At 63.0% G+C, this 13,168-nt stretch carries 15 protein-coding genes; 2 read left to right on the forward strand and 13 right to left on the reverse strand.

Annotated features, from left to right (window positions below; translation table 11 throughout):
* Positions 1-29: 29 nt before the first annotated feature.
* Positions 30-941 (forward strand): LysR family transcriptional regulator, encoded by a 912-nt coding sequence (locus F0185_RS15820; RefSeq protein ID WP_223164518.1) that lies wholly within the window; start codon positions 30-32, stop codon positions 939-941.
* A 17-nt stretch (positions 942-958) separates the two neighbouring features.
* Here the strand turns inward: F0185_RS15820 and F0185_RS15825 are convergent, their stop codons facing one another.
* Genes F0185_RS15825 through F0185_RS15840 form a run of 4 tightly spaced genes read right to left on the reverse strand, consistent with a single transcriptional unit; the run spans position 959 to position 3,351 of the window.
* Positions 959-1,306 carry a hypothetical protein gene (locus tag F0185_RS15825; protein ID WP_223164519.1) on the reverse strand — a complete coding sequence of 116 codons (348 nt, stop codon included), beginning with the start codon at positions 1,304-1,306 and terminating at the stop codon, positions 959-961.
* Positions 1,307-1,332: 26 nt separating this feature from the next.
* Positions 1,333-1,641: a hypothetical protein gene (locus F0185_RS15830; RefSeq protein WP_166886604.1), complete on the reverse strand. Its 309-nt coding sequence runs from the start codon at positions 1,639-1,641 to the stop codon at positions 1,333-1,335.
* Entirely contained in the window at positions 1,638-2,903 is a 1,266-nt protein-coding gene (locus F0185_RS15835; protein ID WP_223164520.1) for an MFS transporter, read from the reverse strand. The genes F0185_RS15830 and F0185_RS15835 overlap by 4 nt, the downstream gene beginning before the upstream one ends.
* Positions 2,887-3,351 carry a MarR family winged helix-turn-helix transcriptional regulator gene (locus tag F0185_RS15840; protein ID WP_229477057.1) on the reverse strand — a complete coding sequence of 155 codons (465 nt, stop codon included), beginning with the start codon at positions 3,349-3,351 and terminating at the stop codon, positions 2,887-2,889. The genes F0185_RS15835 and F0185_RS15840 overlap by 17 nt, the downstream gene beginning before the upstream one ends.
* A 105-nt stretch (positions 3,352-3,456) precedes the next feature.
* Here F0185_RS15840 and F0185_RS15845 point away from each other — a divergent pair, with 105 nt between their 5' ends.
* Entirely contained in the window at positions 3,457-3,990 is a 534-nt protein-coding gene (locus tag F0185_RS15845; protein ID WP_167225966.1) for a PaaI family thioesterase, read from the forward strand.
* Here the strand turns inward: F0185_RS15845 and F0185_RS15850 are convergent.
* The 9 genes from F0185_RS15850 to nuoL all read right to left on the reverse strand — a co-directional run bounded on the left by F0185_RS15850 (position 3,977) and on the right by nuoL (position 13,121).
* Positions 3,977-4,933, reverse strand: a complete 957-nt coding sequence (locus F0185_RS15850; protein ID WP_167225968.1) for a hypothetical protein — start codon at positions 4,931-4,933, stop codon at positions 3,977-3,979. The genes F0185_RS15845 and F0185_RS15850 overlap by 14 nt on opposite strands.
* Positions 4,934-5,057: 124 nt before the next feature.
* The gene (ispF, locus tag F0185_RS15855) at positions 5,058-5,573 is read right to left on the reverse strand and encodes a 2-C-methyl-D-erythritol 2,4-cyclodiphosphate synthase (protein WP_166886595.1); all 516 of its coding nucleotides are present in this window, start codon (positions 5,571-5,573) and stop codon (positions 5,058-5,060) included.
* 18 nt (positions 5,574-5,591) lie between these two features.
* Complete coding sequence (gene ispD, locus F0185_RS15860; RefSeq protein ID WP_167225970.1) at positions 5,592-6,287, reverse strand: 2-C-methyl-D-erythritol 4-phosphate cytidylyltransferase; 696 nt, start codon at positions 6,285-6,287, stop codon at positions 5,592-5,594.
* A 14-nt stretch (positions 6,288-6,301) separates the two neighbouring features.
* On the reverse strand, positions 6,302-6,997 hold the full coding sequence (locus F0185_RS15865; protein ID WP_229477058.1) for a hypothetical protein: 696 nt from the start codon (positions 6,995-6,997) through the stop codon (positions 6,302-6,304).
* Between the two features lie 6 nt (positions 6,998-7,003).
* Positions 7,004-7,588, reverse strand: a complete 585-nt coding sequence (locus F0185_RS15870; RefSeq protein ID WP_167225972.1) for an NUDIX domain-containing protein — start codon at positions 7,586-7,588, stop codon at positions 7,004-7,006.
* A 16-nt stretch (positions 7,589-7,604) separates the two neighbouring features.
* Complete coding sequence (locus tag F0185_RS15875; RefSeq protein ID WP_166886936.1) at positions 7,605-7,919, reverse strand: DUF2818 family protein; 315 nt, start codon at positions 7,917-7,919, stop codon at positions 7,605-7,607.
* 5 nt (positions 7,920-7,924) lie between these two features.
* Positions 7,925-9,442, reverse strand: coding sequence for an NADH-quinone oxidoreductase subunit NuoN (nuoN, locus tag F0185_RS15880; protein ID WP_167225974.1), 1,518 nt, complete (start codon positions 9,440-9,442; stop codon positions 7,925-7,927).
* 8 nt (positions 9,443-9,450) lie between these two features.
* Positions 9,451-10,953 carry an NADH-quinone oxidoreductase subunit M gene (locus F0185_RS15885; RefSeq protein WP_167225976.1) on the reverse strand — a complete coding sequence of 501 codons (1,503 nt, stop codon included), beginning with the start codon at positions 10,951-10,953 and terminating at the stop codon, positions 9,451-9,453.
* 23 nt (positions 10,954-10,976) lie between these two features.
* Complete coding sequence (gene nuoL / locus F0185_RS15890; protein ID WP_167225977.1) at positions 10,977-13,121, reverse strand: NADH-quinone oxidoreductase subunit L; 2,145 nt, start codon at positions 13,119-13,121, stop codon at positions 10,977-10,979.
* Positions 13,122-13,168 lie beyond the last annotated feature (47 nt).

Here is a 13,168-nt window from a genome sequence, read left to right on the forward strand (position 1 = left end):
GATAATGGATTGTTACCCGATCCTTATCAATGCCCATGGCGCCTCTCGACCAGATTGACCTGAACAGCCTGACCATCTTCGACGCCGTCGCCGAAGCGGGCAGTTTCACGGCGGCGGCCGAGCGGCTGGGCGTGGCCAAGGCCAGGATCAGCGTGCAGATCGCGCGCCTGGAACGCCAGTTGGGGGTGTCGCTGTTTACCCGCACCACGCGCCAAGTGGCGCCCACCGAGGCAGGACGCGCGCTGCATGCGCAGTGCCAGCCCTTGCTGCGCGCCCTGTCGGACGCGCTGGCGCAAGCCGGTAGCGAGCAGGGCGAGTTGTCCGGCATGCTGCGCATCTCCACCACGGCGCTGCAGGTGGAACACTCGATCGGCCCGGCGCTGGTGGCGTTCATGGCGCGCCATCCACGCATCACTGTCGATGTGCGTACCGCCGACAAGGTGGCCGACATGGTTGCCGAAGGCATCGACCTGTCGTTTCGCATGGGCTGGCTGCGCGACTCGACCCAGCGCGCCATCAAGCTGGGCGAGTTCACGCAGCATGTGGTGGCGTCGCCGGCGTACCTGGAACGGCGCGGTTATCCGGCCACGCCGCAGGACCTGGCGCAACACGACTGGGTGGCGCTATCGCTGATGCGCACCCCGCTGACCTGGACGTTTACCGGCGCCGATGGCGTCCAGGCCGTGGTGCACACCAATTCGCGCCTGCAGGTCGACTCGCCCGCCGCGCTGCTGGCGCTGATCGAACAAGGCGCCGGGGTGACGGTGATGGAAGGGCAAACCCTGCGCGCGAGTTTGAAGGCGGGCACGGTGGTCGAACTGCTGCCGCAATGGTCGCTGCCGCGCGGCGGCATGTACGCGGTGCTGCCGCCGGGACGCCAGGCGCCCGCGCGGGTGCGCGCATTTATCGAGTTCTATCGCGAGTTCTTGAGCGCGTTGTAAGAGACGCAAGCGGTAAACTATATTGATCGTCCCCGGACCGCGTCAGCAGGATCGAAGGAGTCTTCGCTGTGGATTTCGCCGTCATCATCCTGAACACGTGCATCGAGCGCCCTCGCGATGGAGATCATCTTGCGAATGACCGCCGGGTCAGGATTTTTTGTATAAACCTCGCCAAGTTCCCACCATAGCGGCCATTTCTCGGCGTGCGACACCACCAGCCAGTTTTCGGACCCTGGATTTTCGTGATCGGGTTCGATCTCGCTATCGCCAGACGCGTAGTCCAGCCACTCCGCTAACGAGATCGCCGGACCATGTTCATCAGCCCAGAACTGCCTGCGTGTTATGTGGAAATCGTAGCCCATCACTTGCATTTCTTAAGATGAAAAGTGGACTAAATCCTGCCGCGCCTGAACTCGGCCAGGAACTTTTTCGCCTGCGCCGCCGTCAGCACCACCACCGGGTCGCCATGCCAGGCGTACAAGAACGGCGTGCCCCCAAGACGGTCGGTCAGCTTGGCCGACAGCAGGAAGCGGGTGCCGGCCGGATGCAAGGCCGGGTCGACCAGCGCGCGCGCGCACTGCACGCGCAGGCTGGGGGCGAAGGCTTGCCCCGCCATCGGGCGGATGCGCAAGGCGCCGGTGCGCCCATCTTCGAACGACTCGACCGCAACGTCGCGGTAAGCCCAGGTATCACGGGTCATGCTGATGCTTTCGCAGGGACGACCGGCGCGCGCACCACATGCGCCTCGCGGATCGGCAGGTTGATCAGGGCGGCCGCCAGGGCCAGCACGATGTCGGCGTACCACATCCAGGTGTAGTCGCCGTAGGTCACGAACGACAGGCCGCCGAGCCAGGCGCCGAAAAAGCCGCCCACCTGGTGCGACAGCAAGGTCAATCCGAACAGCGTGGACAGATAGCGCATGCCGAACAGTTTGCCGACCAGGCCCGCCGTGGGTGGCACGGTGGCCAGCCAGGTAAAGCCAAGCGCGCCGGCGAACACGTAGAAGGTGGTGGCCGTTTTCGGCGCCAGCAGGTAGATGACGATGATCACGGCGCGGCTGGCGTACATCAGGGCCAGCAAGGACTTCATGCGGTAGCGGGTCGAGAGCGCGCCGGCGCTCAAGCTGCCGGCGATGTTGAATAGGCCAATCAGGGCGAGCGCGGTGGCCGATACTCCCGGCGACAGGTTGCACAGGGCGACTTCGCCCGGCAGGTGCGTGACCAGGAATGCGATGTGAAAGCCGCAGGTGAAAAAGCCGGCGTGCAGGCACAGGTAGCTGCGGTCGCGCAGCGCGATCCTGATCTGCGCACCGAGGCCGATGCCGGGCGCCTCGACCGGCTTGGCCGGGACCACGGCTGCGGGATCGGCCTTGGCCATCCCCGCGCCCTTGCGCAGCGGCCAAGCCAGCGGAATCGTCAGCAAGGTGGTGGCCGCCATGGTCAGCATCGCCATCACCCAGCCGGCGCTGTTAATGATCGCCTGCATCAGCGGGGCGAACACGAACTGGCCGAACGAGCCGCCGGCGTTGATGAAACCCGCCGCGAACGGACGGCGCGCGGCCGGCAAACGCTGCGCGGTGGCGCCGATCAGGATCGAGAAGCTGCCCGCGCCCGCCCCCGCCGCGCTTAAAAAGCCCATGGTAACGATCAGGCCCCACTGCGACGAGACGAACGGCGTGAGCGCCATGCCGGCGGCAAGCATGACGGCGCCGACGATAATCACCCTGGCCGAGCCCCATTTGTCGGCCACCGCGCCGAACACCGGCTGCGCCGCGCCCCACATGAACTGGCCGATCGCCATGGCAAAGCTGATCGAGGCGATTCCCAGCCCGGTCGCGGTGTTAATCGGAGACATGAACAGGCCGGTGGTCAGGCGCGCGCCCATGGTGATCATCAAAATCGCCGAGGCGGCGAGGATCAGCAGCCACGCGGCGCGCGGGGTCATCTCAGTCTGGGTGGGCATGATTCAGGTTCTCGATCAGGGGCGTTAGTCGGGCAAGCGTGGTGTCCAGTTGCGTGTGCAGGGCGCGCACGGCGTCGCGCCCGACCAGTTGTTCGAAGGCGCGCTGGGCGTCGCACCAGGCCAGGTAGGCTTGGCCCAGTTTTTCCTGGCCGGCGTCGGTGATGGTGACGATGCGCTGGCGGCTGTCGGCGCCGGGGCGCGCCGCGACCCAGCCCGCGTCGGTCAGCGGCTTGAGGTTGCGCGTGAGCGTGGTGCGCTCCATGCCGAGGCGCTCGGCCAGTTCGGCCACCGGCAGCGCGGCGCGCGCCACGTTGGCGAGCACGCTGTACTGGGTGGTCTTGAGGCCCACGGCGGCCATGTGCTGGTCGTACACGCGCGACATGGCGCGCGTGAGCTTGCGCAGCTTGAAGCAGGTACAGCCCAGGGGCTTGTCGGTGGTATCGGTCATGGTTTCGGGAAATAGGTGCAGGTACACTGATTATTCGAAGTATATTACAATCGATCTGCCTTGTGTGCATGGCCCGACTTTTTAATCAGCGATAAGAGGATGATGATGGAACAAACAGACAAACGCCAGCAATGGCTGGACGACGCCGCGACAATGCGCGCCAGGCTGGCCGCGCCGGGCGTGGCCGACCGCGCGCAACTACGCAGCCGCAGCGGGATCGAGTTCCTGGAAGCGATCGGCAGCGGCGCCCTGCCCCCGGCGCCGATCGCGCAGTTGATGGGCATTGTGCCGATCTCGGTGGAGCCGGGTCGCACCGTGTTCCAGGGAACGCCGGAGCTGGCGCATTACAATCCGAGCGGCGTGGTGCACGGCGGTTATGCGGCCACCATGCTCGACACCGCGCTCGGCTGCGCAATCCATACGATGCTGCCGGCCGGCAAGGGATACACGACCCTGGAGTTGAAGGTGAACTATCTCCGCGCGATGACGGACCAGACCGGGCCGGTGCGGGCCGAGGCGACCGTGGTCAGCGTGGGTGGACAGGTGGGCGTGGCCGAAGCGCGCATCACCGATGCGAACGGCAAGCTGTATGCCTTTGCGACCACGACTTGCCTGGTGTTCGATATCAGCGCTGGGTGATGGTGGAGAGATTGCCGCTGCCGTTTTGCAGCACGCTGGCGGTAAAGGCATTGCCGGTTTGCGTGATGCGCGAGAAATTGCCTGTCGTCCAGTTGAGTACACCATTCTGCACCGTGGTGGCGCGGTTGTAGTTGCCGGCCTGGAGGATCTCGGAGACGCTGCCGTTGAGCGTCGATGTTGCAGAGGCAAAGTTCTCGTTTCCAGCCTGGACGATGGTCGAGCCGTTGACTGCCCCGCTTTCATCGGCGCGCGCGACGTTGCGTTCGCCGTTTTGCGTGATCGACTGGTCCACCGTGAAGATGGTGCCTTTCTGGCGCACCCAGGCGTCGTTCAATTTGCCGGTCTGCGCCACCCTGACGAAGGAGTAGGCGGCGTCATCCTGGTCGATGAACACCTTGTTGAAGGTGCCGTTCTGGTCGATCTCCGGTCCGCCGTAGCCCGAGAAGTACTGATAGACCACGATCCAGTTAGCCGAACCGGTCTGGCGCGCCGCGACCGAAAACGTGGGCAGCTCTTGTTGATTGAGCGAGGCGTAATTGTTGCTGCCGCGCTGATGGAGCGACAGTTGCGAACTGTTCACGTTGTCCTGCCTGAACACGCCCACATTGCCCTGTCCAGACTGGAACATATGGCTATCGCTGCGGTCGGCGTGCTCTTGCAGGACGCTGGCAACATTGGCGCGGCCCTCCTGGCTGACCTCGACACGCCCGACAGTGGCGATCTGGACGATGCCGCCATCGCGGATGACGGGGTCGCCGATATAGTTGTCGGCGCCGCGCTGTACCACGCTCACTTGCGCGTAATCGGTGCTCTCGCGCTGCTCGACAAGACTCTTGTTGCCGCTGCCCTGCTGGGTGGTGTTAACGGACGTCTGCGCCGCCGCCGGGCCGCTGGCGCACGCCATGCCCGTGGCGAAGGCGATCGCCGTAAGTGCGGATTTCATGATGGGTCTCCCTGTGTTTGAACCTGACGAATCAGGTTCAAGTGTAGGGGTCGCGTTTTCAGGTCCGCCTGACGGCGATCAAGCTTCCCGGTCGCCGGGCCAGGCGGGCCTTGCTCACCGGTCCTTACGCGGTGACGGACTTGATCAACAGGCAGATCGCCTCGGCGGCCATGCCCTCTTCCCGGCCCAGGTAGCCGAGCTTCTCGTTGGTCTTGGCCTTGATGTTCACTTGCTGGGGCGAGACGCCAATGTCTTCGGCAATCCGCGACACCATCTGCGCAATATGCGGCGCCATCTTCGGCGCCTGGGCGATGATGGTGGCGTCGATATTGCCGATCGTGTAGCCGGTGGCGACCACGCGGTGCGCCACTTCGCGCAGCAGGGTGCGCGAATCGGCGCCGGCGAACATCGGGTCGGTGTCCGGGAAGTGCTTGCCGATGTCGCCCAGGCCGGCCGCGCCGAGCATCGCATCGATGATCGCGTGCAGCAGGACGTCGGCGTCCGAATGGCCGAGCAGGCCCATACGGTGCGGGATTGCGACCCCGCCGATAATCAGTTTGCGGCCCTCGACGAGGGCGTGGCAGTCGTAGCCGGTTCCGACGCGGAACGGCGGTGCGGGATTGTAGGATGCCAGTGCCATGGTCTCACTCATTTCAGGTTAAGGCGCGGCCAGGTACATCTCGGCGATCCGGATGTCCGCCGGCAGCGTCACTTTTAAATTACGGGGATGTCCTTCGACCAGCTTGGGCGAAAAGCCCAGGGCCTCGACCGCACTGGCGTCATCGGTGATGACGCTGGCGTCGGTGGCCGCTGCGAGTGCATCGCACAGCAGCTTGTAGCGAAACATCTGCGGCGTCTGCGCCAGCCACAGACCATCGCGGGCGACGGTGGTGATGCTGGCGGCATTCGCGCCGCTGCGCTTGACGGTGTCCACGACCGGCAGGGCCAACAGGCCCCCGACCGGATCGTCGCCCACCGTGGCGATCAGCTTGTCGATCAGCGCGGCGTTCAGGCCCGGCCGCGCCGCGTCGTGCACCAGCACCCAGTCGTGCTCGTGCAACTCGCCCTCCAACGCCCGCAGGGCGTTGCGGACCGACTCCATGCGGCTCGCGCCGCCGCAGCGCAGCACGGAGGCTGCGCCGGACGGCACGATGGCGTCGATATACTCGTCGCGCGCGCTGACCACGACGTAGGTATGGGCGATCAAGCCGCTCGACAAAAACGCGTCGAGGGTGTGACGCAGCATCGGCTTGGCGCCGATGGGCAGGTATTGCTTGGGGCAGCCCGACGCCATCCGCGCGCCAATGCCGGCGGCGGGGATCAGGGCAAAATAGCGCGGTGCGGAATGCTTCATGGCTGTTGTCGTCGTCAATGTCGTTTAGCCGGTCTTATAAGGGACTGTACCTCACCTTTGCAAACTTTGCTCAGGCGCGCATACTCTTGCGGCGTGTCGATGGCGGCCTGCAAAAGCTCCACTTTCGCCATCTCGTTCTTTATGTACGTCATCCAGCCAGTATTGATTTCCTGCTGCAACAGGGCGCGAGCCCGGCCCGCCGGCGCGTAGAGCGGCTTGTTGTCGAACCGTTTGGACAGCGCCGCGCGCACCGTGACTTCCACTTTCGGCAAATGGTCGAGATAGGTCTTGAGGTGGCGCATCTCATGCGCAAGAATCTCCTGATATGCGCAAGAACCGGGAGAAAACTCGCGTCCGACGTAGACCACGATGGGGCTGTAGAACAGCGAAACCGTGATTTTCGGCGCCACGCACTCGTAGCCGCTCAAGGGGTCTTTCAGCATCGCACCGTTGAGGCCGATTGACATGCGCGACTCGGTGCGGGTCAGTCCCAGCACGAAAGAGTTGGGGCGTCCGGGTTTCATGGCGGTCAGGCCGTGCAGCGACACCGTGTTGTTGATGGTGTAGCCGTTCTGCGCCGACGTCAATACCGACACCGCCTTGTCGATCGAATCTTCGCAGCGCACCTGGAACGCGGTGCGCGCGGCCCAGCAAGGGTGCGAGCCAAGCAAGCCCAGTGCGAACGCAAACGCGGACGCCAGGATGTTCATGGTCGCTCAGGCCGGGGTCCAGCTTCCGGCGATCAGCTTTTCGAGCCAGAAGGCGCCGATGATGGTTTTCACGTCGGTGACCTGGCCCGTGCGCACCATCTCGAGCAGTTCGGGCACGCTGGCGCTGAAGATCTCCAGGAACTCGCCGTCGTCCAGTTTTGCCGGGCCGGCCGTCAGGCCGCGCGCGACGAACAGCTCAAGGTGCTCGTCCGAGTAGGCAATGGCGTTGTGGATCGTACTGACAAATTGCCAGTCGGTCGCCGTGTAGCCGGTTTCCTCCTGCAGCTCGCGCCTGGCGCAGGCCAGCGGTTCCTCGCCCGCATCGATTTTTCCAGCTGGGAATTCGATGAAGACGCGGCCGAGCGGATAGCGGAACTGGCGTTCGAGCAGCACGCGGCCATCGTCCAGGATCGGCAGGATGACCACGGCGCCCGGATGGCGGATGTATTCGCGGGTGGCGACGGCGCCGTTGGGCAAGGTCACGCGGTCGTGCGAGACCTTGAGAAAGCTGCCGTCGTAGGCGACGCCACCATCGATACGTCGCTCTGTCAGGTGATCCTCAGTCAGGTGCGAGTCCAGGTGCGAGTCCATGTGCGGCTCCTTGCGGTTAATGTTGGCGCTTGCGCAGGTAGCGCATCACGAAGCCCGGGAACGCCAGCACCACGAACAGCGGCACGGTGATCATGTAGAACTCCTTGACCTGCACGAAGACGTTACCGATGCGCGACTCGAGCAGGTAGGCGATGCCGCCCACCACAAAGTACAGCACCAGTAATTCGGCCACGCGCAGCCAGCCCGACTTGTTCGGCGCCTCACCGGGCGCGCTGTTCAAGGGGATGACGCCGAACAGCCGTTCGTTGATGAACGGCAGGTTGGCCGCCGCCAGGGCAATGGCGATGGCCAACCAGCTCGATGACGACACGTCCATCAGGAACCGATAGTCTTCGTCATCGCGTTCAGGCATGCGGCCAGCAGCGGACCGGCGAACACGCCGAGCAGCACGGTAGCGATACCATTGATGGACAGGACCGCGCGCATGTCGAAGGGCGCGACGATCGGGGTGGTGTCGGTCGGCTCGTCGAAGTACATGACCTTGACCACGCGCAGGTAGTAGAACGCGCCGATCAGCGAGAACATCACCGCCACCACGGTCAGCCACACGGCGCCGGTCGAGAGCACCGCTTCGAGCACCGCGAACTTGGCGGCAAAGCCCATCATCGGCGGCACGCCGGCCAGCGAGAACAGCAAGATCGCCATGACGATCGCGAACCACGGGCTGCGCTTGGCCAGGCCCTTGAAGTCGTTCATTTCTTCGGCTTCGAAGCCGCTGCGCGAGAGCAGCATGATCACGCCGAAGGTGCCGAGCGTGGTCAGGACGTAGGTGATCGAGTAGTACATGGCGGCGCTGTACGCCGAAGCGGCGTTGCTGGCGTCGGCCATGGCTTTCGGATCGAGCGGATTGGCGACCACGCCGGCCAGCAGGCCGAGCAAGACAAAGCCCATTTGCGCGATGGTCGAATAGGCCAGCATGCGCTTGATGTTGGTCTGGGCGATGGCGGTCAGGTTACCGATCGCCAGCGACAGCACGGCCAGCACCATCAGCATCTGCTGCCAGTCGATCGCCATCGGCAGCAAACCTTCCACCAGCAGGCGGATGCAGATCGCAAACGCCGCCAGTTTCGGCGCGCCGCCCAGCAGCAGGGTCACCGCGGTCGGCGAACCCTGGTACACGTCGGGGACCCACATATGGAAGGGCACCACGCCAAGCTTGAACGCCAGGCCGGCCACCAGGAACACCAGGCCAAACACCAGGATGTGCGCATTGGCCTTGGCCGACGATGCCGCTTTCGAGATTTCGCCGATGTCGAGCGAACCGGTGGCGCCGTACAGCATCGAGATGCCATACAGCAAGAAGCCGGAAGCGAGCGCGCCGAGGATGAAGTACTTCATCGACGCTTCGGTCGACACGGCGTGGTCGCGGCGCAGCGCAACGAGTGCGTACAGCGACAGCGACATCAGTTCCAGGCCCAGGTAAATGATCAGCATGTTGTTACCGGAGATCATGATCATCTGGCCGAGCAGCGAGAACAGCGCGAGCACATAGAATTCGCCGCCCAGGTTGCCCGACAACATGCCACGCGCGGTGGCATAGGTGCGCGAGTAGACCAGCGTGATGCCGATGGCCAGGTAAGTGAACATCTTCAGCAGGTTCGACATCGGGTCCGACACGAACATGTTATGGAAGGTGTAGACCGTGGTGCCGGCCGCGTAGTCGGCGTAGCTCAAGGCGGCGCAGCCGAGCAGCGCACCGAGCGAGAGCAGGTACGTGACGATGCGCTTCTCTTCCTTGAGGAACATGTCGATCAACAGGATGCTTGATGCGGCGATCAGCAGGAAGATTTCGGCGTAAACCGGGATCAGGTTGGGATTCGTAGTCTGGATCATAGTCTTCTTTAGTGCGGCAGTTTCGACACGGCGACATGCTCGAGCAGGTCGGCGACCGAGGTTTGCATCGTGTCGGTGAACGGCGCAGGGTACAGGCCCATCGCGATCACGGCGATGGCCAGGATGCCGAGCATGACGAATTCGCGCGTGTTCAGGTCCGTCAGTTCGGCCACGTGCTTGTTGGCGACCTTGCCGAAGACCACGCGCTTGACCATCCACAGCGAGTATGCGGCGCCGAAGATAAGGGCGGTTGCGGCCAGCATGCCGATCCAGAAATTGAATTCGACCGCGCCCAGGATGACCATGAACTCACCGACGAAACCGGAGGTGGCCGGCAAGCCGCAGTTGGCCATCGAGAACAGCACGATAAAGGCGGCGAAGCGCGGCATGCGGTTGACCACCCCTCCGTAGTCGGCGATCTGGCGCGAGTGCATGCGGTCGTACAGCACGCCGATACACAGGAACATGGCGCCCGAAATGAAGCCGTGCGAGATCATCTGCACGATGCCGCCCGAGACCGACATCTGGTTGAACATGAAAAAGCCCAGGGTGACGAAACCCATGTGCGCGATCGACGAATAGGCGACCAGTTTTTTCATGTCCTTCTGGACCAGTGCGACCAGGCCGATGTAGATCACGGCGATCAGCGACAGGGTGATGATGAAGCCACCCATGTAATGCGATGCATCAGGGGTGATCGGCAGCGAAAAACGCAGGAAACCGTATGCGCCGAGTTTGAGCATGATCGCGGCCAGCACGGCCGAACCGCCCGTTGGCGCTTCGACGTGGACGTCCGGCAGCCAGGTGTGGACCGGGAACATCGGCACCTTGACGGCAAACGCCATCAGGAAGGCCAGGAAGATGAAGATCTGCTCTTTCATCGACAGCGGCAGCTTGTGCCAGGCCAGGATGTCGAAGGTGCCCGAGACGTTGTACAGGTAGACGATGGCGACCAGCGTGAGCAGGGAACCCATGAAGGTGTACAGGAAGAACTTGAACGAGGCGTACACGCGGTTCTCGCCACCGAACACGCCGATGATGATGAACATCGGGATCAGGGTCGCTTCGAAGAAGAAGTAGAACAGCAAGCCGTCCATGGCGCAGAACACGCCGATCATCAGGCCCGACAGGATCAGGAAGGAACCCATGTACTGGGCCACGCGCTTTTCGATCACTTCCCACGCCGAGATCACGACGATCACGGTGATGAAGGCCGTCAGCGGCACGAACCACAGCGACAGGCCGTCGATCGCCAGCGAGTACATGATGTTGAAGCGGCCGATCCACGGCGTGCTTTCGGCGAACTGCATGCCGTGCGCGGCGTTGTCGAAGTGCTGCAGCAGCGGCAAGGTGACCAAAAAGCTGGCGATGGACGCGATCAGCGCCAACCACCGGGTCAAGCCCGGCTTGTTGTCGCGGCCAACCGCAAGAATGGCCGCGCCAAGGACGATCGGAAGCCAGATCGCCAGGCTCAGATACGGAGGAAAATTAGAAATCGTAGACGGCATCATGTTTTATTGTCTTTGCGTGTCTGTTAAGCGTGCCAGAACGGGAGGAAGTACATCAGCGCGCCGAGCACACCGATGATCATCACAAACGCGTAGTGGTAGATGTAACCGGTCTGTCCGAGACGGACGATGGACGAGAACCAGCCAACCAGTTTCGCGCTTCCGTTGACGACCAGGCCATCGATGAGGCCCTTGTCGCCGATATTCCACAGGCCGTTGCCAAGCAGGCGCGCGCCACCGGCGAACACCACCTCGTTGAACTTGTCCATGTAGTACTTGTTGTCCAGCAGCGTATGGACCGCCTTGAAGTGGCGGTAGAACCAGGCCGGCACGCGCGGATTGACCATGTAGCAGTAGTACGCCGCAGCCACGCCGGAGATCGCCAGCCACAGCACCGGCGAGGTCAGGCTGTGCGTGACCATGGCCAGCGGGCCGTGGAATTCTTCGGCCAGGATGTGCATTGCCTTGTGATTCTCGCCAACGGTAATGACCTTGTCGAAGAACTTACCGAACAGCATGGGACCGATGGTCAGGTAGCCGATGACCACCGAAGGAATCGCCAGCAGGATCAGCGGCAGGGTCACCACCAGCGGCGACTCGTGCGGCTTCTGGCCAGGGGCCAGGCCGTGGTGCGCATGGTCGTCGTGTTCCTCTTCATGGTGCGCGTCGGACTCGTGCGCATCGGCGTGCTTGGCGTCATGCTTGGCGTCGTGCTTCTTATCGTGCTTGGCGTCGTGCTTCTTATCGTGCTTGGCGTCGTGGGCATGATGGTCGTGCGCATGCGCCTTGCCGAAACGCTCTTCGCCGTGGAATACCAGGAAGTACATGCGGAACGAGTAGAACGCCGTGACGAACACGCCGGCCATCACCGCAAAGTAGGCGAAGCCCGAGCCCCAGATGGTGCTCGCGTGGACCGCCTCGATGATGCTGTCTTTCGAGTAGAAGCCCGAGAAGAACGGGGTGCCGATCAGCGCCAGGGAGCCGAGCAGCGCGGTGATCCAGGTAATCGGCATGTACTTGCGCAGGCCGCCCATGTTGCGGATGTCCTGGTCGTGGTGCATGCCGATGATGACCGAGCCGGCGCCGAGGAACAGCAGCGCCTTGAAGAAGGCGTGGGTCATCAGGTGGAACACGGCGACCGAGTAGGCCGACGAACCGAGCGCCACGGTCATGTAGCCGAGTTGCGACAGGGTCGAGTAAGCGACCACGCGCTTGATGTCGTTCTGGATGATGCCCAAGAAGCCCATGAACAGCGCGGTGATCGAACCGATCACCAGCACGAAGGACAAGGCGGTGTCGGACAGTTCGAACAGCGGCGACATGCGCGCCACCATGAAGATACCGGCGGTAACCATGGTGGCGGCGTGGATCAGGGCCGAAATCGGGGTCGGGCCTTCCATCGAGTCAGGCAGCCAGACGTGCAGCGGGAACTGGGCCGACTTGCCCATCGCGCCGATGAACAGGCAGATGCAGGCCACCGACAGCAGCATCCAGTCGCTGCCCGGCAGCGTCATGGCCGACAGCGCGCCGGCCTGGTCGAACACTTCCTTGTAATTCATGGTCTGTGCCGACGCCAGCAACAGTCCAATACCGAGGATGAAGCCGAAGTCGCCGACGCGGTTGACCAGGAACGCTTTCATGTTCGCGTAGATCGCGGTCGGGCGGGTGTACCAGAAACCGATCAGCAGGTACGAGACCAGGCCCACCGCTTCCCAGCCGAAGAACAGCTGCAGGAAGTTGTTCGCCATCACCAGCATCAGCATCGCGAACGTAAACAGCGAAATGTAGGCGAAGAAGCGGTTGTAGCCTTCGTCTTCGGCCATGTAGCCGATGGTATAGATGTGCACCATCAGCGACACGAAAGTGACCACGCACATCATCATCGCCGAGAGCGAATCGATCTGGAAGCCGACTTCCATCTTGATTTTGCCGACGGTCATCCAGTTGTAGATGGTGCCGTTGAAGCTGGCGCCGTCGAGAACGTCCATCAAGGTCATCACCGACAGGACCAGCGCGATCAGCACGCCCAAAATCGTGACGGTATGCGACGTTTTACGGCCGACCAGGTTACCGAAGAATTTTGTTCCGAACAAGCCCGCAATCACAGCACCAGCCAGCGGCGCCAGTGGTACGGCAAGAAGGACGTTAGGGTTAAGAAGTTGCCCCGCCATGTTGAACCTTAATCGTTATGTATTCGAGTATGAATGTAAGCGCCGGA

The sequence above is a fragment of the Massilia rubra genome, from assembly GCF_011682065.1.
Taxonomy (GTDB): domain Bacteria; phylum Pseudomonadota; class Gammaproteobacteria; order Burkholderiales; family Burkholderiaceae_D; genus Telluria_A; species Telluria_A rubra.

Coding starts and splice junctions, on each gene's coding strand:
- F0185_RS15820 (WP_223164518.1), top strand. CDS start 30: ATGCCCATGGCGCCTCTCGACCAGATTGACCTGAACAGCCTGACCATC.
- F0185_RS15830 (WP_166886604.1), bottom strand. CDS start 1,641: ATGACCCGTGATACCTGGGCTTACCGCGACGTTGCGGTCGAGTCGTTC.
- F0185_RS15835 (WP_223164520.1), bottom strand. CDS start 2,903: ATGCCCACCCAGACTGAGATGACCCCGCGCGCCGCGTGGCTGCTGATC.
- F0185_RS15840 (WP_229477057.1), bottom strand. CDS start 3,351: ATGACCGATACCACCGACAAGCCCCTGGGCTGTACCTGCTTCAAGCTG.
- F0185_RS15845 (WP_167225966.1), top strand. CDS start 3,457: ATGGAACAAACAGACAAACGCCAGCAATGGCTGGACGACGCCGCGACA.
- F0185_RS15850 (WP_167225968.1), bottom strand. CDS start 4,933: ATGAAATCCGCACTTACGGCGATCGCCTTCGCCACGGGCATGGCGTGC.
- ispF (WP_166886595.1), bottom strand. CDS start 5,573: ATGGCACTGGCATCCTACAATCCCGCACCGCCGTTCCGCGTCGGAACC.
- ispD (WP_167225970.1), bottom strand. CDS start 6,287: ATGAAGCATTCCGCACCGCGCTATTTTGCCCTGATCCCCGCCGCCGGC.
- F0185_RS15865 (WP_229477058.1), bottom strand. CDS start 6,997: ATGAACATCCTGGCGTCCGCGTTTGCGTTCGCACTGGGCTTGCTTGGC.
- F0185_RS15870 (WP_167225972.1), bottom strand. CDS start 7,588: ATGGACTCGCACCTGGACTCGCACCTGACTGAGGATCACCTGACAGAG.
- nuoN (WP_167225974.1), bottom strand. CDS start 9,442: ATGATCCAGACTACGAATCCCAACCTGATCCCGGTTTACGCCGAAATC.
- F0185_RS15885 (WP_167225976.1), bottom strand. CDS start 10,953: ATGATGCCGTCTACGATTTCTAATTTTCCTCCGTATCTGAGCCTGGCG.
- nuoL (WP_167225977.1), bottom strand. CDS start 13,121: ATGGCGGGGCAACTTCTTAACCCTAACGTCCTTCTTGCCGTACCACTG.